This is a genomic window from Massilia oculi, assembly GCF_003143515.1.
Taxonomy (GTDB): domain Bacteria; phylum Pseudomonadota; class Gammaproteobacteria; order Burkholderiales; family Burkholderiaceae_D; genus Telluria; species Telluria oculi.
Genome location: NZ_CP029343.1, coordinates 2,297,729 through 2,316,173 on the forward strand (window position 1 = coordinate 2,297,729; position 18,445 = coordinate 2,316,173).

Genomic DNA, 18,445 nt, shown 5'->3' on the forward strand with positions numbered 1-18,445 from the left:
CGCCGGTGCGCCCCGTCATGCCGTCTGGGTCTGCGTCATCCCGCCCAGGGTCTGCGTCTGGGAGAGCGTCTGTCGCTGTTCGGAAGGCGCCGGCTCGATCGGGATCAGGAAATCGCGGCTGATGCCATTGCCCAGCGCGTCGACCGACGCCAGGAAGCGGGTCAGGAAGGCGTGCAAGCCTTCTTCGAGAATGTCGCCGATCGGGGCCGACTGCAGCATGGCGTACAGTTCCATGGCCAGGCGCTCGGTGTCTTGCGAATGCGCGTTACGCACGTCCTTCAGGTTGTCCACCACCGCGCCGATGCACGCCACCAGCGAGCGCGGCATTTTCTCTTGCAGGATCAATAGTTCGGCCACCCGCTTCGAGGTGATGGCGTCCCGGTAGACCTTGCGGTAGGTCTCGAAGGCGGACACCGAGCGCAGCAGCGCCGCAAGCTGGTAGAACTCCGCCTGGGTCCCGGCCTGGACCGCGTCATGGGCCCCGAACCTGAACTTGACGTCGAGGATGCGCGCCGTGTTGTCGGCCCGTTCCAGGAAGGTGCCGAGGCGGATGAAGTTGAACGCCTCGTCCTGGAGCATGGTGCCGAGCGTGACGCCGCGCGACAGGTGCGAGCGGTACTTGACCCATTCCAGGAACTGGGCGGGATCGTGCTCGAAAGTGCGCTTGTTGAGATGCTGCTGCAGCATCAGCCAGGTCGTGTTCTCGGTTTCCCATACCTCGGTGGTCAGGGAGCCGCGCACGGCGCGCGCGTTCTCGCGTGACGCGCGCAGGCAGCTGGTGATCGATGACGGGTTGTCCGGATCGCGGACCATGAAGTCGATCACGTTCGTTTGCGTGAGCGCGGGGTACTTGGCCTCGAACTGCGCCTCCAGCTCGGACACGCCCAGCATGCTGCGCCAGCCCTGCTGCTCGGCCTGCGCCGACTGCGGCATCAGCGAATACTGGACCCGGACATCGAGCATGCGGGCCGTGTTTTCGGCCCGCTCGGTGTAGCGGGCCATCCAGAACAAATGGTCTGCGGTGCGGCTCAACATGCTAGTTCTCCAAAATCCAGGTGTCCTTGGTGCCGCCGCCCTGCGACGAATTGACCACCAGCGAACCTTCCTGCAGCGCCACCCGGGTCAGGCCGCCCGGCACCATCGAGACGGTCTTGCCCGACAGGACGAAGGGACGCAGGTCGATGTGGCGCGGCGCGATGCCCGATTCGACATAGGTCGGGCAAGCCGACAAGGCCAGCGTGGGCTGGGCGATATAGCCGTCCGGGTTCGCCACCAGGCGCTCCCGGAAGGCCTCGATCTCGGCGTGGGTCGAGGCCGGCCCGACCAGCATGCCGTAGCCGCCGGCGCCGTGCACCTCCTTCACCACCAGCTCGGGCAGCCGGGACAGGGTGTACGCGAGATCTTCTTTCTTCCTGCACTGGTAGGTCGGCACGTTGTTCAGGATCGGCTTCTCGCCCAGGTAGAATTCGATCATGTCCGGCACATAGGGATAGATCGACTTGTCGTCGGCCACCCCGGTGCCGATGGCATTGGCCAGGCCGACCCGCCCGGCTCGCACCGCGTCGAGCAGGCCCGGCACGCCCAGGGTGGACTCGGGGCGGAAGGCGCGTGGATCGAGGTAGTCGTCGTCGATGCGGCGATAGATGACGTCGACCTGCTTCGGCCCGCGCGTGGTGCGCATATAGACGGTGTCGTCGCTGACGTACAGGTCTTGCCCCTGCACCAGCGCCACCCCCATCTGCTGGGCCAGGAAGGCGTGTTCGAAATAGGCCGAGTTGTGCATGCCGGGCGTGAGCACGACCACGGTCGGGTCGAGCGGCCCGTCCGGCGCCACGGTGCGCAGGTTGTCGAGCAGCAGGTCGGGATAATGCTCGACCGGCGCCACGCGGTTGCTCGCGAACAGCGCAGGGAACAGCCGCATCATCATCTTGCGGTTTTCCAGCATGTAGGACACGCCGGAAGGCACCCGCAGATTGTCTTCCAGGACGTAGAACTCGCCCTCGCCCGCGCGCACGATGTCGACCCCGGCGATATGGGCATAGATATTCGAGGGTACCTTGACGCCCTGCATGGCGGGCCGGTATTGCGCATTGTTCAGGATCTGTTCGGGCGGGATGATGCCCGCCTTCAGGATATCCTGGTCGTGATAAACATCGTGCAGGAAGCGGTTCAGCGCGGTCACCCGCTGCACCAGGCCGGCCTGCAGCCTGGCCCATTCCGCGGCGTCGATCACGCGCGGGATGATGTCGAATGGGATCAGCCGCTCCTTGCCGGCGTTGTCGCCGTAGACGGCGAAGGTGATTCCTACCCGCTGGAAGGTCAGCTCGGCTTCGGCCCGCTTTTGCGCGATCAGTTGCGGCGACTGCAGCGCAAGCCAGCGCGCGAACGCGTCGTAATGAGGCCTTGCTGTTGCCGCAGCGGAATACATTTCATCGTAAAAGTTCGGCATCGGATCCTCCAGTGGCATAGGTGCAATCAAGAAACGTGCCAGCTCGGCGGCGCCGCACGAGAGAATTATATTGCGGGTATGAATCATGCTTGTGCACAGTTGAAACAGATATATGTCGATGTGCTGGTATCGTTCGTGACCACCCCTATAAAGGCATTCCCGCATGGCTATCCGGATCGCGCTGCACCACAAGACAAGCTACCGCTATGACCGGCAAGTCGCCCTCTCGCCGCATGAGGTGCGCCTGCGACCGGCGCCGCATGCGCGCACGCCGATCCTGTCGTATTCGCTGTCAGTCTTGCCGCAAGAGCATTTCATCAACTGGCAACAAGATCCGTACGGGAATTACATCGGCCGTTTCGTGTTCCCGGAAAAAACGGATACGCTCGCGTTCACGGTCGACCTGGTCGCCGACATGACCGTCATCAATCCCTTCGATTTCTTCATCGAGCAATATGCGGAGCATTTTCCCTTTGCCTATCCGGAGCAGTTGCAGGGGGAGCTGAGCGCCTATGCACAGCCCGAGCCGGCCGGTCCGCTGCTGCTGGCATGGGTGGCGGCGGCCCGGCGCGAGCTGCTGGCGCAGCCGATGAATACCACCGACTTCCTGGTGGCGATCAACCAACGCCTGCAGCGCGACATCGCCTATCTGCTGCGCATGGAACCGGGCGTGCAGACGCCGGAAGACACGCTGGAAAAGCGCTCCGGCTCCTGCCGCGACAGCGGCTGGCTGCTGGTGCAGATCCTGCGCACGATGGGGCTGGCGGCGCGTTTCGTCTCCGGCTACCTGATCCAGCTGCGCGCCGACCAGGAGGCGCTCGACGGTCCGAGCGGCCCTGTCGAGGACTTCACCGACCTGCACGCGTGGACCGAGGTGTACATCCCCGGCGCCGGCTGGATCGGGCTCGATCCGACATCGGGCATGCTGGCCGGCGAAGGCCATATCCCGCTCGCCTGCACGGCCCTGCCCTCGTCGGCGGCGCCGGTGACGGGCTTCAGCGACAAGGCCGAGTTCACCTTCGTCCACGAGATGACGATCACCCGCATCCATGAAGACCCGCGCGTGACCAAGCCGTATTCGGACGCCGACTGGCAGGCCATCGACCGCCTGGGCCGGCAGGTCGACGCCGACCTGCTGGCCCAGGACGTGCGCCTGACCCAGGGCGGAGAGCCCACCTTCGTCTCGATCGACGACATGGACGCGCCGGAGTGGAATACCCAGGCGCACGGCGACCGGAAACGCGCGCTGGCCGGCACGCTGGCGCAGCGGCTCAAGAATCATTTCGCACCCGGCGGCCTGCTGCACTACGGCCAGGGCAAATGGTATCCGGGCGAACCGCTGCCGCGCTGGGCGCTGAACATCTTCTGGCGCGTCGACGGCGAGCCGCTGTGGCGCGACCCCGGGCTGTTCTCGGAAGAACACGTCGACGACGGCTATGGCCCGAACACGCCGCCCGCTTCGCCGCCGCGCTGGTCGATGCGCTCGGCCTGCCCGCCGGCAGCGCCATCCCCGCCTATGAAGACGTGCTGCTGCAGGCCCGGCGCGAGCAGGCGCTGCCGCCCAACGTCGATCCCCTGCGGGCAGACCTCGACGCGCCGGAGGAACGGCGCCGGCTGGCGCGCCTGCTCGAACGCGGCCTGGGCCAGGTGGCCGGCCATGTGCTGCCGCTGCAGGCCGCGCCCGGCGCCGGCTGGCGCACCTCCGCCTGGCCGGTGCGGCGCGAACACCTGTACCTGCTCGAGGGCGACTCCCTGATCGGCCTGCGCCTGCCGCTGGCCACGCTGCCATGGGTGCCGCCGCGGGAGCGCGATCCCGGCTTCGAGGTCGACCCGTTCGCCCCGCGCGGCGCCCTGGTGGCCACGCACCATGCCGTGCAGCCGGCGCCGGACCGTGGTGCCGGCCAGCCTGCCGCTCCCTTCGAGCCGGCCGCGCCGGACGCACGCGAGGTAATCCACACCGCGCTGTGCCTCGAAGTGCGCGCCGGCCGCCTGCACGTCTTCATGCCGCCGCAACAGCGCCTCGAGGATTACCTGGCGCTGGCCGGCGCGGTCGAGGCCACCGCCGCCAGGCTCGGGATGAAGCTGCGGATCGAAGGCTATGCGCCGCCGCGCGACCCGCGCATCAAGCTGCTCAGCGTCACGCCAGACCCTGGCGTCATCGAAGTCAATATCCATCCGGCCGCCTCGTGGAACGAGCTGGTGCACAATGTGACGACCCTGTACCAGGAAGCGCGCCTCACGCGCCTGGGCACCGAGAAATTCATGCACGACGGCCGCCACACCGGCACCGGCGGCGGCAACCACGCCACGCTGGGCGGCGCCAGCGCCGAGGACAGCCCGATGCTGCGCCGTCCCGACCTGCTCAAGAGCCTGGTCACCTACTGGCAGATCCACCCGGCGCTCTCTTACCTGTTTTCGGGCACCTTCATCGGACCGACCAGCCAGGCGCCGCGCGTGGACGAGGCGCGCGACGACAACCTGTACGAGCTGGCGATCGCCTTCCAGCAAATGGACAAGGTCCTGCCGACGCTGCAGCCGGGCGACAAGCCGTGGATGGTCGACCGCCTGCTGCGCAACCTGCTGGTCGACCTGACCGGCAATACGCACCGCGCCGAATTTTCGATCGACAAGCTGTATTCGCCGGACGGCCCCACCGGCCGCCTGGGCCTGGTGGAATTGCGCGCCTTCGAGATGCCGCCGCACGAGCGCATGAGCCTGCTGCAAATGCTGCTGCTGCGGGCCCTGGTGGCGCGCTTCTGGCGCGAGCCCTGCCAGGCCCGGCTGGTGCACTGGGGCACCGCGCTGCACGACCGCTGGATGCTGCCGCATTTCGTCGCCCAGGATATCCGCGACGTCGCGCGCGACCTGCGCGCGGCCGGCTATGCCTTCGAAGACCACTGGTTCGAGCCGTTCGTCGAATTCCGCTTCCCGCGCTTCGGCGCCGTCGTCTACGAGGGTGTCGAGATGGAGCTGCGCCAGGCGATCGAGCCGTGGAACGTGCTGGGCGAGGAAGTCGCGGCCGGCGGCACCGCGCGCTACGTCGATTCGTCGGTCGAACGCATGCAGTTGCTGGTGCGCGGACTGACCGATGGCCGCCACGTGGTGGCCTGCAACGGCCGCATGCTGCCGCTGCACCCGACCGGCGTGCCGGGAGAATATGTGGCCGGCGTGCGTTTTCGCGCCTGGAGTCCGTGGTCGGCCCTGCATCCGAGCATCCGGGTCCAGGCGCCGCTCGTGTTCGACCTGGTCGACACCTGGAGCGGGCGCGCGATCGGCGGCTGCACCTACCACGTGGTGCATCCGGGCGGGCGCAACGAAACGGGGGCGCCGGTCAATGCCAATGCCGCCGAGGCGCGCCGTTTCGCGCGCTTCTGGCCGCATGGCCATACCCCGGGCCCGATGACGGTGCGCCAGGAGCCACGCAATCCTGGCTTCCCCATGACACTGGATTTACGCTGGCAGGCAAGCTAACCTAGCGTCTTTGTACCACCCGTAATCAGCAGCTTCGATGCCGAATCAACTACTTGCCCATTACCTGGCCGCGCCGGACAGTTTCGACGAAATGCTCGACGCGGCCAAGGCGCCGCGCGCGCACTGGCGTGCGCTGCTGGACAACCTGGCGCACGAGGCGCCCGCCATGATGCGCCAGCGCCAGGAGATGGTGCAGCGCCAGGTGCGCGAAAACGGCGTGAGCTACAACGTGGCCGCCGACGCCCATGGCCAGCAACGGCAGTGGGACCTGAACGTGCTGCCGCTGATCCTGCCGCACGAGGAATGGAGCGGCATCGAGGCGGCCGTGATCCAGCGCGCCACCCTGCTCAACAAGATCCTGGGCGACGTCTACGGCAAGGAGGAGATGCTGAGCGAAGGCCTGCTGCCGCCTGCGCTGATCCATGGCCATGCCGGCTTCCTGCGGCCCTGCCACGGGATGCGCCATCACGACGACGTCGCCCTGCACTTCTACGCGGTCGACCTGGCGCGCGCCCCCGACGGCCGCTGGTGGGTCGTGGCCGACCGCACCCAGGCGCCGTTCGGCGCCGGCTATGCGCTCGAAAACCGCGCCATCATCGCCCCCACCTTCCCCGACCTGCTGCGCGAGCTCAAGGTGCAGCCCCTGTCCCGGTTCTTCCGCACCATGCACGAGAGCCTGGCGCACTGGGGCCGCCTGTGCGCCGCCGGCGGCGACGCGCCGGCGGCGCTGCGCGAGGGCGAAGCGCCGCTGATCGTGCTCCTGACGCCGGGCCCGCGCACCGCCAGCTACTACGAGCAGGCCTACCTGGCCCGCTATCTCGGCCTGCCGCTCGTCGAAGGCGGCGACCTGACGGTACGCGACGGCGTGGTCTACCTGAAGACCCTGGCCGGCCTGCACCGGGTGCACGTGATCATGCGCCGGGTCGACGACGAATCGTGCGACCCGCTCGAACTGCAAAGCTCATTGCTGGGCGTGGCCGGCCTGACCCAGGCCGCCATGCGCGGCAACGTGCTGGTCGCCAACAGCCTCGGCTCGAGCCTGCTCGAATCGGGCGCGCTGCTCGGCTACTTGCCGGCGCTGTCCAAGCGCCTGCTGGGCGAGCCCCTCAAGATGCCGTCGGTGGCCACCTGGTGGTGCGGCGAAGAGGCGGCGCTGGAAACCGTGATCGCCAGGCTCGACCGGCTGGTGATCAAGCCCAGTTTCTCGCAACTGCCCCAGGCGGCCGTGTTCGGCCAGGACCTGGACGGCGCCGCGCGCGCGGCCTTCATCGCCCGGCTGCGCGCCAATCCCAGTCATTACATCGCCCAGGAACTGGTGCGGCTGTCGCAGGCGCCGGTGTGGAAGGACGGCGCGGCCCCCGGCCTGCAGGCGCGCGCCATCGGCCTGCGGGTGTTTGCCTGCGCCACGCCGAACGGCTATGTGGTGATGCCGGGCGGCCTGACCCGGGTGGCCACCGGGCCCGATGCGCGGGTGCTGACGATGCAGATGGGCGGGGCCAGCAAGGACACCTGGGTCCAGGCGCGCGCCAGGGCCGAAGTGCACCGCCTGCAGCAGCGCAGCATCTCGGGCCGCGACCTGGTGCGCGAAGACACCAACCTGTCGAGCCGTGTGGCGGAAAACCTGCTGTGGTTCGGACGCCATGCGGAACGCACCGACAATATCTGCCGCCTGCTGCGGGTCGCGCTCGACTTCCTGTTCAACGTCCGTTTCGACCAGCGCGGCGCGGAATGGCCGACCGTCGAGGCCTTGTGCATCTGGTTCGGCTTGCTCGACGAAGGGAAAAGACCGGCCACGCCAGGCGCGAGTCAGACCGGCCCCATCTTTACCGATGCCGAGATCGAGTCGGCCCTGCTGACGGCGGTCGTCTCGCCCGCGGTCCCTGGCCTGGCGCGGCAGCAGCAGCAGTTGCACCGGCTTGCCGGGCAGCTGCACGAACGCTTCTCGGTCGACAACTGGCGGGCACTGAACCGGATGGTGCAGCCCGCCGCCACCGGCGCGCGGCCGTCGCAGTCGGGGTCATGACGATCCTCGACGATGCCGCCGCCGCGCTGATGACGCTGGCCGGCTTCGCCTTCGATGGCATGACGCGCGATCTCGGCTGGCGTTTCATGTCGATCGGACGCCGCCTGGAGCGCCTGCAATTCCAGAGCGTGGTGCTGCAGCGCGCGCTCGCCATGAACGGGGGCGGCAACCTCGAATGGCTGCTGGAACTCTCCGACAGTATCATCACCTACCGGGCCCGCTACCGGGCCCAGCCCGAATGGCTGCCGGTGCTCGACCTGCTGCTGCTCGACGAGACCAATCCGCGCTCGATCGTCTTCCAGCTCAACGGCATCCTGGGCACGCTGGGCAAGATCGAGCAAACCCATGGTCCCTGCGGCACGCATATGCTGGCGCCCTTGAAAAAGGAACTGCTCGCGCTCGCCCCGGACACCGACCTGAAGCAGGGCAATCCCTTGCTCGGCGGCCTGCTGGACCGGATCGGGCGCACCAGTGCGGCCCTGTCCGAGCAGATCAGCGTGCAATTTTTCAGCTATACCGACAACGGCCGCCAAAGGAACCGCAGCACATGATCGCGCAGTCCATGTTCGCGCAGTCCATCACCAATCCACCGGCAGGCGCCGCAGCCTGCGCGCGCTATCGCGTGGTGCACGAAACGCGCTACACCTACAGCAGCCCGGTCACCCTGTCGCAGCAATACCTGCACCTGACACCGCGCTCCTTCCCCTGCCAGCAGACCGAGTCGCACCTGATCTGGCTCGATCCGGTCGTCAACGACGGCAGGGACGGTGTCGACTACTTTGGCAACCTGACCCGCCACGTGGCGCTGACCGTGCCGCATGACAGCCTGCTGGTGCACGCCGAATCGACGGTCTCGCTGCGCGCGCGCCACACGCTGGCCCAGATCGCCGGGACCCTGCCGTGGGAATGCGTGCGCGACATGATGGGCAAGGAGAAAAGCGCCGCCACCCTGGAAGCCTGCCGCTATCTGTACGCCTCGCCGCACGTCGCCAGCTTCCCCGAGCTCGAAGCCTATGCCCGCGCCAGCTACACCCCGGGCCGGCCGCAGCTCGATGCGGCGCTGGACCTGACGTACAGGATCTTCGACGACTTCGAATTCGATGCCAAGGCGACCGATATCTCGACCCCGCTCGACCAGGTGCTGCGCGGCCGGCGCGGCGTGTGCCAGGACTTCGCCCAGCTGATGATCGGCTGCCTGCGCAGCATCGGCCTGCCGGCGCGCTACGTGAGCGGCTACATCCTGACCCACCCGCCCGCAGGCAAGCCGCGCCTGGTCGGCGCCGACGCTTCGCACGCCTGGGTGTCGGTGTTCTGCCCGGCATTGGGCTGGGTCGACTTCGATCCGACCAACCGCTGCCTGGTGCAGCATGAACACATCACGCTGGGCTGGGGGCGCGACTTCAGCGACGTGACCCCGCTGCGCGGCATCGTGCTCGGGGCGGCAAGCAGGAGCTCGACGTCCAGGTGACGGTGACGCCGTTGCCCTTGCTCTAAGAGGCGTCCTTGTGCCCAAGCCCTGACGGGATGGGCATGCCCCCGCCGCCGCCGTCCATGCCGGCGCCGCCCCGGTTTCCACCGCCGCCGCCCTCGCCTTTCGCACGACCGCCGCCGCCCTGCGTGCGCGTCGGCCCCTGTAATGGAATCATCACCTCGCCCGGCATCGGATCGAGATCGAGCGCCGCGCGGATGAAAGTGCGCAGGCTGACGACCAGCTCCGCGGTATGAATGGGCCGCCCCGCCGCCAGGTCGGCCGCCGCCTGCGCCGCCAGCCGGCAATGCGCTTCAGTGCCGAGCAGCAAGATGTCCGCCAGCGCGGCTTCGACCGCGTCGCGGATGCGGCGCGAGCGGTCCGAGCTCGCCATTCCTTCGCCCAGACCCTCGTCGCCCGACTGGGTTCGCTCGCGCAGGTCGCGCAAATGCGTCGGATCGACCGTCAGCTGCCCGGTGAACGAGCCGCCCAGGGTGCGATAAGCGGCGATCAGGGTTTTCAGGCGCTCGTTGATCTGGCGGTTCATGCGCTCGCGCCGCTGCTGGATGGTCTGCATCATGAGGATGCGGATGCCCACGCCCAGCAAGGTAAAGACGGCAAGCCCGATGATTGTCGTCATCGCGCCTTGCCATGAACTGAAATCCATATAGCGCATCCTGGCCCTGGCAATTGTCATCGATACAAGACAGTGTACCGGTTCAAGAAGATACGCCTCGGCCGATTGATTTTTTGCCCGCGATGTCACACGACCGCCAGCTCGCTCGTCTACCAGGCAGCCGGCCCGTTCGCCGGCATCGACTCGTTCAACCTGAGGAAACAAGACATATGAATCGCGAAAACTGGTTCCAGGCCTCGCCCGAAGGCGCCAAAGCCCTGGGCGGCGTCCATCACTACGTCACGAAGAACACCAATCTTCCTTCCCAACTGATCCACCTCGTCTTCCTGCGCGTCTCGCAGATCAACGGCTGCGCGCACTGCATCGACCTGCACTCGCGCGACCTGATCAAGGAAGGCATGTCGGTCGACAAGCTGGTGCTGGTCCCGGTCTGGCACGAAGCGGCCTACCTGTTCTCGGACCAGGAGCGGGCGGCGCTGGCCTGGGCCGAGGAAGTCACCCGGGTCAGCGAAACCCATGCCTCCGACGAAGCCTATGCAGCGGCCTCGAAAGCGTTCGATTCCAGGGACCTGGTCGACCTGACGATCGCCATCGCCGCCATGAACGCCTTCAATCGCATGGGCGTGAGCTTCCGCCTGAAGCCGGCCGCCAAAGCCTAGCCGCGAGCAGGCTTGCATGAGGCTGTATCCTGAAAACCTCATGCAAGCCTGCATCCGCACGTCGCGCATCGCAAACGGCGGACATCCGCCGTTTTGTCACACGCCTGTCATGACGCAGGCGGATGATGGCCAAAAGTGAGCTCCGGCATGTGTTCACGCCGGACCGGCCAACGCTACCCGGGTGCGCGGACATCATGTACAAAAGCGACAAGAAGCTCTTGATCCTCGATGCGGACGGCACCACCATCGATGCCTTCTCCGCCATCGAAGCGGCATTCGCCCACCACGGCCTGGTGATCGGCGACGAGACCCGGTTCCAGAAGCGGCACAAGCTGCTCAAGTACATGGGCGGGCTGAAGGAATTCCCGTCGATCATCCGCAAGAACCTGCGCAAGAACAGCCGCGCCCAGCTGATCGACACCCTCACCGGCATCTACCGGCAGGAAGCCCGGCTCTACGACGGCATCGCCGACCTGATCCGCGAGCTGATCGCCGCGCCCGACATCACGGTCGGCATCGTCACGCGCAACGTCACGATCGAACCGCTGGAAACCCTGCGCCAGCTGTTCCTGCGCCACGACATCGACATCGCCGAACTCGACTTCCTGGTCCACATCCCCTCAAGGACACCAAGACCGCGCAGTTTCGCGCCACGCGCGAACAGTTCGGCGTCAACCCGGCGCGGGCCTTCATCTGCGGCGACGAGCACAAGGACTTCATGGCGGCGGTCAGCACCGGCATGCACCCGTTCATGGTCTCCTACGGCTTCGAATGCCACGACCGGCTGACAACCAAATTCGAGATCCCGCACGAGCTGATCTCGCGCAGCTCGGCCGAGCTGTGCTGCCGGATCCGGCACGCGCTCGACCTGGGCGTGCTGGCTCAGGCGCCGTACCAGAACAGCAGCAGGCTGATGGCGCCGAATATCCAATAGTCGACCGGCGCGCCGAAGGCCCAGTGCTTATGCCAGGGCACGAGTTCCTGCTTGAAGCGGCGCCAGCCGAAGGCCGGATTGATGACGAACCACAGGTAGTCCTCGACGATCCAGAACAGCATGATCGAGGCCGCCACGCTCGCTTCGAGCTGCCACGACCACTGCCCCATGAAGAACAGCGGGAAGTGGAAGATCAGGCCGATGAAGGCGAACATCCACAGGTGGTAGCCGGTCAGCGCGCGCCCGCCCATGAAGATGTCCAGCAGCGGATGCTGCTCGATGCGCCAGGTCGGCAGGTTCGCCGCCCACCCGGCCTCGCCTTCGATTTCCACCTCCACCCGCGCGAACAGGTAGGCCGCCACCAGTACCGCACCCACCATCGATACGACCCTGCCTCCATCCGACAATTCAACCATAAGCCTCTTCACATAGACGATTACACTGCGGTTTACACTGCGGCTCACACTGCGGTTCGCGCTGCGGTGCCGACTGCCCCAGCACGGTTTCCAGCACCTGCATGGCGGCGTGCGGCCGGCCCAGCGCCCGCGCACGGGCGGCCATGGCCTGCAGCTGTTCGGGATGCGCCAGCAGGTGGCGCACCCGGTATTCGAGGGTGGACAGGTCGGAAGCCTTGAGCGCCGCCCCTGCTCGAGCAGGTAGTTCGCGTTGTGTTCTTCCTGCCCCGGGATCGGCGCATTCACGATCATCGGCAGCCCCATCGCCAGGCATTCGGCGCTGGTGGCGCCGCCCGGCTTGGTCACCACCAGGTCGGCGCAGGCCATCAGGCGCTCGACCCGGTCGGTGAAACCTTGCGGCGCCAGCCGGCCCGGATAGCGCACCGCCAGGCGCTGCAGGGCCGCCAGCTCGGCGGCGTTCCTGCCGGCCAGGGCGATCAGCTGGAAGTCGCCGGGGATGCTCAGGAGTTTTTCCGCCACCCGGCTCAAGCCGCCCAGCCCGGCGCCGCCGCCCATTAGCAACAAGGTCGTCAGCGCGGGATCAAGGCCGAGCTCGCGGGCGCACTCTTCACGCTCGAGCCGCGTCGAAAACGCCGGCATGGTCGGAATGCCGGCCACGTGGACCGCATGCGCCGGGACACCCTGCTCGCGCATGCGGAACGCCACCTCGTCGTTGGCGGCGAAGTAGCCGGCGACGTGCGGATGGAGCCACATGCGGTGCAGGTCGAAGTCGGTCACCTGCACCCAGACCGGACAGGCCAGCTTGCCGGCCGCGATGTGCTGCGACACGATCTCGGCCGGCTGGAAGTGCGTGCAAACGATGGCGTCCGGCGCCAGCGCGGCGATCTCGTCGGCCAGCAGGCGGCAATCGCGCCGCTCGACCCAGCGCCGCAGGCGGTTGAACCAGCCATTCGGATTGGCCTCGTCGGTCAGCCGGTACACGTGGCGCCACAGCCCCGGCATGCGGCCGATCAGGAGCAGATAGAAGTCGGTATAGACCTTGCGCAGGCGCGGCGCGGCGAAGGCCATCGCGTCCAGGTGGATCACCTTGACGTCGCCGTAGTCGGCGACTGCGCGAGAACGGATGGCCTCGGCGACCCGGGTATGGCCGGCGCCGGCGGGCACGCTGAGCAAGAGGATTTTTTTCCCAGCAATGCCTTGTTGAAAATCGCCCTGCCTCATGCACACGCCCTCCCGGGTCACGGTATGCAGGCGAATGTAATCGCGAAATATGACCCGCCCATGACGGCGGGGTGCACGATTACGCCAGGGCCAGCGATTCGCCCTGCTTGAGGATGGAGCGGAACAGGCGCAGCTGGCCGGCGGTGGTGTCGTCCCAGCTGAAGCCTTCGGCATAACGGCGCACGGCGGCGCGGTCGGGGTAGTTGGCGCGCAGGCGCTTGACGCCTTCGGCCACGCCCTCGGAGGTACGCTCGTTCATCAGCACACCCGCCTCCGGCGCCGCCACCACTTCGGGCGTGCCATACACGCGGCTGGCCACCACGGGGGTGCCGCAGGCCATCGATTCGAGCAGCACATTGGCCCAGCCTTCGCGGCTGGACGACAGCACCATCGCATCGGCCTTGCCGTACTGGACGCGCAACTCCTGCTGCGAGACGGCGCCCAGGAAGGTGACGCGGTCTTCCAGTTTCAGCTCGCGCACGAGATGCTCGAGCATGCCCCGGTTCGGGCCTTCGCCGGCGATCACCAGGCGCACGCCCGGCAACATGGGCAAGGCGCCGATGCTCAATTCCTGGGCCTTGACCGGCACCAGGTGGCCGACCGTGATCAGGGTGAACGGTGTTTCTTCGCGCCGCTCCGGCGGGCGGAACAGCTGCAGGTCGACGCCATTGCGCAGAGAAACGACGCGCGCCGGATCGATGCCCAGCTTGATCACCTCGTCGCGCAGCGCATTGGCGACCGTGATGATGCCGTCGGCGCGGCTGGCGGCCCAGTGGATCATCTTGCGCGGCAGCGGGAATTTCGGGAACAGCGTGATGTCCGAACCGCGCGCCGTGATCACGAAGGGCTTGTTGAAGTAGCGCGCCAGCATGGCCGCCGCCACGCCGTCCGGATAAAAATAATGGGCATCGATCAGGTCGAAATCGTAGCCTTCGTCGATCATGCGCGCGATCGTGCCCTTGGCCGACTGGAACAGCAGCGCCGGCGCCACGTTCATGCCGATCTTCGGCACCACCAGGTAGGGCGGATGCTCGACCTGGATGCCGTGGCGTACTTCGCGGCGCGGCACCCTGGCCTGGCGCGCATACTGGCCGAAGCGCGGATTCTGCGAGGGGAACCACGGCGCAGGCGCCACCACGCGCGCCTCGACCTGGCCGCTGGCGACCAGGTGACGCAGCCGGGTTTCCACAAAGATGCCGTGGCCCGGCTTTTCGCTGTTGGGGAACAGCGTGCTGAACGTCAGGATCTTCATCAGGCCGCGGCTCCGGTCAGGCGGCCGTAGATGCTCTTGTAGCGGCCCACGCTGGCTTTCCAGTTGCGCTCGCTCTCCACGAACTGGCGGCCGGCCGCGCGCAGCGCCGGCCAGTCGGCCTGGGCGTCGATCAGGGCGCCGACCTTGACGGCCAGCGCCTGCGGATCGTCGGCCTTGAACAGCACGCCGGTCTTGCCGTCGACGATCAGCTCCTTGTGGCCGCCCACGTCGGACGCCGCCAGCACCCGGCCCTGGGCCATCGCCTCGAGCGGCTTGAGCGGCGTGACCAGGTCGGTTAGGCGCATCGACAGGCGCGGATAGACCAGCACGTCCAGCAGGTCGTAATACATCTGCACCTGCTCGTGCGGCACGCGGCCCGTGAACACCACCTTGTCGACGATGTCCAGGTCCTTGGCCAGCTGGCGCAGGCGCGCATCCTCGGGGCCGCCGCCGACCAGCAGCACGCGCAGGTCGGGCCGCTCGGCGGTCAAGGCCGGCACCGCGCGCAGCAGGATGTCCAGGCCCTCGTAGGCATAGAACGAGCCGATGAAGCCGATCAGGCGCGCGCCTTGCAGGCCGAGCCTGGTCTTGAGGTCCTGGTCGGCCACGCCGCCGACGGCGAACTTGTCGATGTCGACGGCGTTCGGGATCACCGTGATCTTGTCGGCCGGGATGCCGCGCGCCACGATGTCGCGGCGCAGGCCTTCGCAGATGGTGGTGACGGCATCGGCCTGCTTGAGCGCATGGGTTTCCAGCGCGCGGGTCAGGCGGTAGCGCAGGCCGCCCTCGGTCGACGTGCCGTGGTCGACTGCGGCGTCCTCCCAGAAGGCGCGTACTTCATACACGACGGGAATGCCGAACTTCTTGCCGGCCCTGAGCGCCGCGATCGCATTGAGCGACGGCGAGTGGGCATGCAGCACGTCCGGCTTGATCTGCGGAATGATCTCGGACAGGCGGCGCACCAGGCCGTCGATCACCTGCTTCTGGTTCAGCACCGGCAGCCTGGCCAATGCGCTGGCGACGACCGGGGTGCGGTAGAAATGCAGGCCGTCCACCGTTTCCTCGCGCATATCGCCCGAGTTCTGCTTGGAGCCCGTCACGTGGAAGGTCTCCCAGCCCAGCGCGCGCTGTTCGCGCAGGATCGATCGGGTGCGGAAGGTGTAGCCGCTGTGCAGCGGAATCGAATGATCCAGGACGTGGAGAACACGCATGACGGAATCCTTTGACGAGCGTTAGCGGCCGGTGGCGCTGAGGTAGCCGCAGGTGTCGATGATCACCTTGTCGGCGAACAGCGATTCCTTGAGCGACAGGAACGGCTTGTGATTGACCAGCATGACGACGATCTGCGAACGCGCCAGTGCATCCTGCGGTGTGCGCAGCTCGCCTTTGTCGAGGCTGGCCGGCAGGGCCGAGATGTTCGGTTCGACCACGATCACGCGGCTGTTGTGCGTCTTCGCGATCTCGGCGGCGATGTCGAGCGCCGGGCTTTCGCGCAGGTCGTCGATGTCCGGTTTGAAGGCCAGGCCGAAGCAGGCGATCGTGACGTCCGATTCCTTGCGCTCCGGGTTCGCGGCCAGGTATTTCTCGACTTCTTCGCGCACCTTGTCCAGCACCCAGTGCGGCTTGTAGTCGTTGACTTCGCGCGCCGCCCTGATCAGCTTCGACTGTTCCGGCGCGCTGTGCACGATGAACCACGGGTCGACCGCGATGCAGTGGCCGCCCACGCCCGGCCCCGGACGCAGCACGTTCACGCGCGGATGGCGGTTGGCCAGCGCGATCAGTTCCCACACGTCGATGCCGAGCTTGCCGCAGATGACGGACAGTTCGTTGGCGAACGCGATGTTCACGTCGCGGAAGGAATTCTCGGTAAGCTTGCACATCTCGGCCGTGCGCGAGTTGGTCTCGATGCACTCGCCCTGCACGAAGGTCTGGTACAGCGCGATGGCGCGCTCGGAGCAGGCCTTGGTGATGCCGCCGATGATGCGGTCGTTCGACACCAGCTCGTGGATCACCTTGCCCGGCAACACGCGCTCGGGCAGTAGGCCAGATTGATGTCGGCTTCGTCGTCCGGGCCCAGCGGAATTTTCAGGTCAGGGCGCTCTTCGGCCAGCCACTTGGCCAGGCTTTCGGTGGTGCCCACCGGCGAGGTCGATTCGAGGATGACCAGGTCGCCTTTTTTCAGCACCGGCGCGATCGAGCGCGCCGCCGCTTCGACGTAGCTGACGTCGGGTTCGTGGTCGCCGCGGAACGGCGTCGGCACGGCGATCAGGAAGGCGTCGGCCGGCTGCACCGTGGTGGACGCCTTCAGGTAGCCCTGGTTGACGGCCGCGGCGACGATCATGTCCAGGTCGGGTTCGACGATGTGGGTCTGGCCGCTGTTGATGGTGTCGACCGCATCCTGGTTGATATCGACGCCGATGACGTTCTTCTTGCGGGATGCAAACATTGCAGCGGTTGGGAGACCAATGTAGCCCAGACCGATCATCGAGATAGTATCAAAGGTGCTGCTCATGTTTTTCTCTTAAAAAGTTGAGGATGCGGGTCGCGGCGGTGCCGTCGCCGTAGGGATTGGTGGCCGAACTCATGCGTTCGTATTCGGCCGGGTCTTGCAGCAGCGTGCGGATGCCGCCGACGATGGAATCGATGCCGGTGCCGACCAGGCGCACGGTGCCGGCGGCGACGGCTTCGGGCCGCTCGGTGGTGTCGCGCATGACGAGCACTGGTTTACCGAGCGATGGCGCTTCTTCCTGGATGCCGCCGGAATCGGTCAGCAGGATCGCCGCGCGGTTCATCAGGTAGACGAATGGCAGGTAGCTGACCGGATCGATCAGGTGCACGTTCGGATTGCCCTTCAGGATACGTTGCACCGGTTCCTGCACGTTCGGATTCAGGTGCACCGGATACAGCACCTCGACGTCCGGCATGCGGCTGACTTCATCCAGGGCGCGGCAGATGTTCTCGAAGCCGCCCCCGAAATTCTCGCGCCGGTGACCGGTCACCAGGATCAGCTTCTTCTTGCTGTCGAGGAAGTCGAACTGGGCTTCCATCTCGCGCTTTAGCTGGGTGTCGGTTTCAAGACGCTTGACCACGTCCAGCAAGGCGTCCACCACGGTATTGCCCGTGACGCAGATATTCGCCGCCGGCACGCCTTCGTTCAGCAGATTCTGCCGGGCGTGCTCGGTCGGGGCGAAATGCAGGCTGGCGATCACGCCGGTCAGGCAGCGATTGACTTCTTCCGGCCATGGCGAGTAGATGTTTCCGGTACGCAGACCCGCTTCCACATGGCCGACCGGTATCCGCTCGTAATACGCGGCGAGGCTGGTCGCAAAAGTCGTGGTAGTATCGCCGTGAACAAAAACGACATCCGGACGCCACTCGCGCAGCACGCCGCGCATGCCCGTGAGCACCTTCGAGGTGATATCGGAGAGATCCTGGCCCGGGGTCATCAGGTTCAGGTCGAAATCGGGCGTGAGCGAAAACAGGCTCAACACCTGGTCCAGCATTTGCCGGTGCTGCGCGGTCACGCAGACCTTGACGTCGACGTCGGGCGACTCGGACAGTACGCGCACCACGGAAGCCATTTTGATTGCTTCCGGTCGCGTCCCGAAAACGGTGAGAACTTTAATAGTCATCTAATTGATTGCTGTCGTGAGACGATCGGTGGCGGCAAACGCCAGTGCGCATTCCGAGTGGATGTCACCGGCGTTATGTTTCCTGATGGATAATTTTTTGACCAGGAAATTATACATCAAGCAATCTGATGCGAATTTCAATCGTGCGTTCCTATCGGAAAGCCCAACAATCCCTTCGAGCCCCACCGGATGCGGCTTCCAGGCGTAAAGACACCTGCGATACTACCGCATCCATGAGAAATAAAATAAGCGATTTTCGTGGCCAATAACGCAACTTTATAGC

At 66.3% G+C, this 18,445-nt stretch carries 12 protein-coding genes and 3 pseudogenes; 6 read left to right on the plus strand and 9 right to left on the minus strand.

What is annotated here, in order from left to right; all coding sequences use genetic code 11:
* Nucleotides 1-15: 15 nt before the first annotated feature.
* Entirely contained in the window at nt 16-1,035 is a 1,020-nt protein-coding gene (locus DIR46_RS10675) for an alpha-E domain-containing protein (protein ID WP_109345211.1), read from the minus strand.
* 1 nt (nt 1,036) lies between these two features.
* Nucleotides 1,037-2,449 (minus strand): circularly permuted type 2 ATP-grasp protein, encoded by a 1,413-nt coding sequence (locus DIR46_RS10680; RefSeq protein WP_109347988.1) that lies wholly within the window; start codon nt 2,447-2,449, stop codon nt 1,037-1,039.
* Between the two features lie 163 nt (nt 2,450-2,612).
* Between DIR46_RS10680 and DIR46_RS10685 the strand changes: the two are divergent.
* The 4 genes and pseudogenes from DIR46_RS10685 to DIR46_RS10695 all read left to right on the plus strand — a co-directional run bounded on the left by DIR46_RS10685 (nt 2,613) and on the right by DIR46_RS10695 (nt 9,411).
* Nucleotides 2,613-5,920, plus strand: a pseudogene (locus tag DIR46_RS10685) (transglutaminase family protein).
* A gap of 37 nt (nt 5,921-5,957) precedes the next feature.
* Entirely contained in the window at nt 5,958-7,943 is a 1,986-nt protein-coding gene (locus tag DIR46_RS10690) for a circularly permuted type 2 ATP-grasp protein (protein WP_282433187.1), read from the plus strand.
* Nucleotides 7,940-8,494, plus strand: coding sequence for an alpha-E domain-containing protein (locus DIR46_RS27625; protein WP_282433188.1), 555 nt, complete (start codon nt 7,940-7,942; stop codon nt 8,492-8,494). Before DIR46_RS10690 ends, DIR46_RS27625 begins: the two co-directional genes overlap by 4 nt.
* Nucleotides 8,491-9,411, plus strand: a complete 921-nt coding sequence (locus DIR46_RS10695; protein ID WP_229446565.1) for a transglutaminase family protein — start codon at nt 8,491-8,493, stop codon at nt 9,409-9,411. Before DIR46_RS27625 ends, DIR46_RS10695 begins: the two co-directional genes overlap by 4 nt.
* A gap of 22 nt (nt 9,412-9,433) precedes the next feature.
* Here the strand turns inward: DIR46_RS10695 and DIR46_RS10700 are convergent, their stop codons facing one another.
* Nucleotides 9,434-10,087, minus strand: coding sequence for a hypothetical protein (locus DIR46_RS10700; RefSeq protein WP_109345212.1), 654 nt, complete (start codon nt 10,085-10,087; stop codon nt 9,434-9,436).
* A gap of 170 nt (nt 10,088-10,257) precedes the next feature.
* Between DIR46_RS10700 and DIR46_RS10705 the strand changes: the two genes are divergently transcribed.
* Complete coding sequence (locus DIR46_RS10705; RefSeq protein WP_109345213.1) at nt 10,258-10,707, plus strand: carboxymuconolactone decarboxylase family protein; 450 nt, start codon at nt 10,258-10,260, stop codon at nt 10,705-10,707.
* A 194-nt stretch (nt 10,708-10,901) separates the two neighbouring features.
* Nucleotides 10,902-11,495: an HAD family hydrolase gene (locus DIR46_RS10710; RefSeq protein ID WP_229446566.1), complete on the plus strand. Its 594-nt coding sequence runs from the start codon at nt 10,902-10,904 to the stop codon at nt 11,493-11,495.
* A gap of 94 nt (nt 11,496-11,589) precedes the next feature.
* Here the strand turns inward: DIR46_RS10710 and DIR46_RS28050 are convergent, their stop codons facing one another.
* From DIR46_RS28050 to wecB, 6 genes and pseudogenes are all read right to left on the minus strand, one after another.
* Nucleotides 11,590-12,057 carry a hypothetical protein gene (locus tag DIR46_RS28050; protein ID WP_109345214.1) on the minus strand — a complete coding sequence of 156 codons (468 nt, stop codon included), beginning with the start codon at nt 12,055-12,057 and terminating at the stop codon, nt 11,590-11,592.
* A pseudogene (locus DIR46_RS10720) lies at nt 12,050-13,278 on the minus strand (MGDG synthase family glycosyltransferase). Before DIR46_RS10720 ends, DIR46_RS28050 begins: the two are co-directional and overlap by 8 nt.
* Before the next feature lie 79 nt (nt 13,279-13,357).
* Entirely contained in the window at nt 13,358-14,530 is a 1,173-nt protein-coding gene (locus tag DIR46_RS10725; protein ID WP_109345215.1) for a glycosyltransferase family 4 protein, read from the minus strand.
* Nucleotides 14,530-15,741 carry a TIGR04063 family PEP-CTERM/XrtA system glycosyltransferase gene (locus DIR46_RS10730; protein WP_109345216.1) on the minus strand — a complete coding sequence of 404 codons (1,212 nt, stop codon included), beginning with the start codon at nt 15,739-15,741 and terminating at the stop codon, nt 14,530-14,532. Before DIR46_RS10730 ends, DIR46_RS10725 begins: the two co-directional genes overlap by 1 nt.
* Nucleotides 15,742-15,762: 21 nt before the next feature.
* A pseudogene (gene wecC / locus DIR46_RS10735) lies at nt 15,763-17,042 on the minus strand (UDP-N-acetyl-D-mannosamine dehydrogenase).
* Nucleotides 17,026-18,162, minus strand: coding sequence for a non-hydrolyzing UDP-N-acetylglucosamine 2-epimerase (gene wecB / locus DIR46_RS10740; RefSeq protein ID WP_205289109.1), 1,137 nt, complete (start codon nt 18,160-18,162; stop codon nt 17,026-17,028). Before wecB ends, wecC begins: the two are co-directional and overlap by 17 nt.
* Nucleotides 18,163-18,445 lie beyond the last annotated feature (283 nt).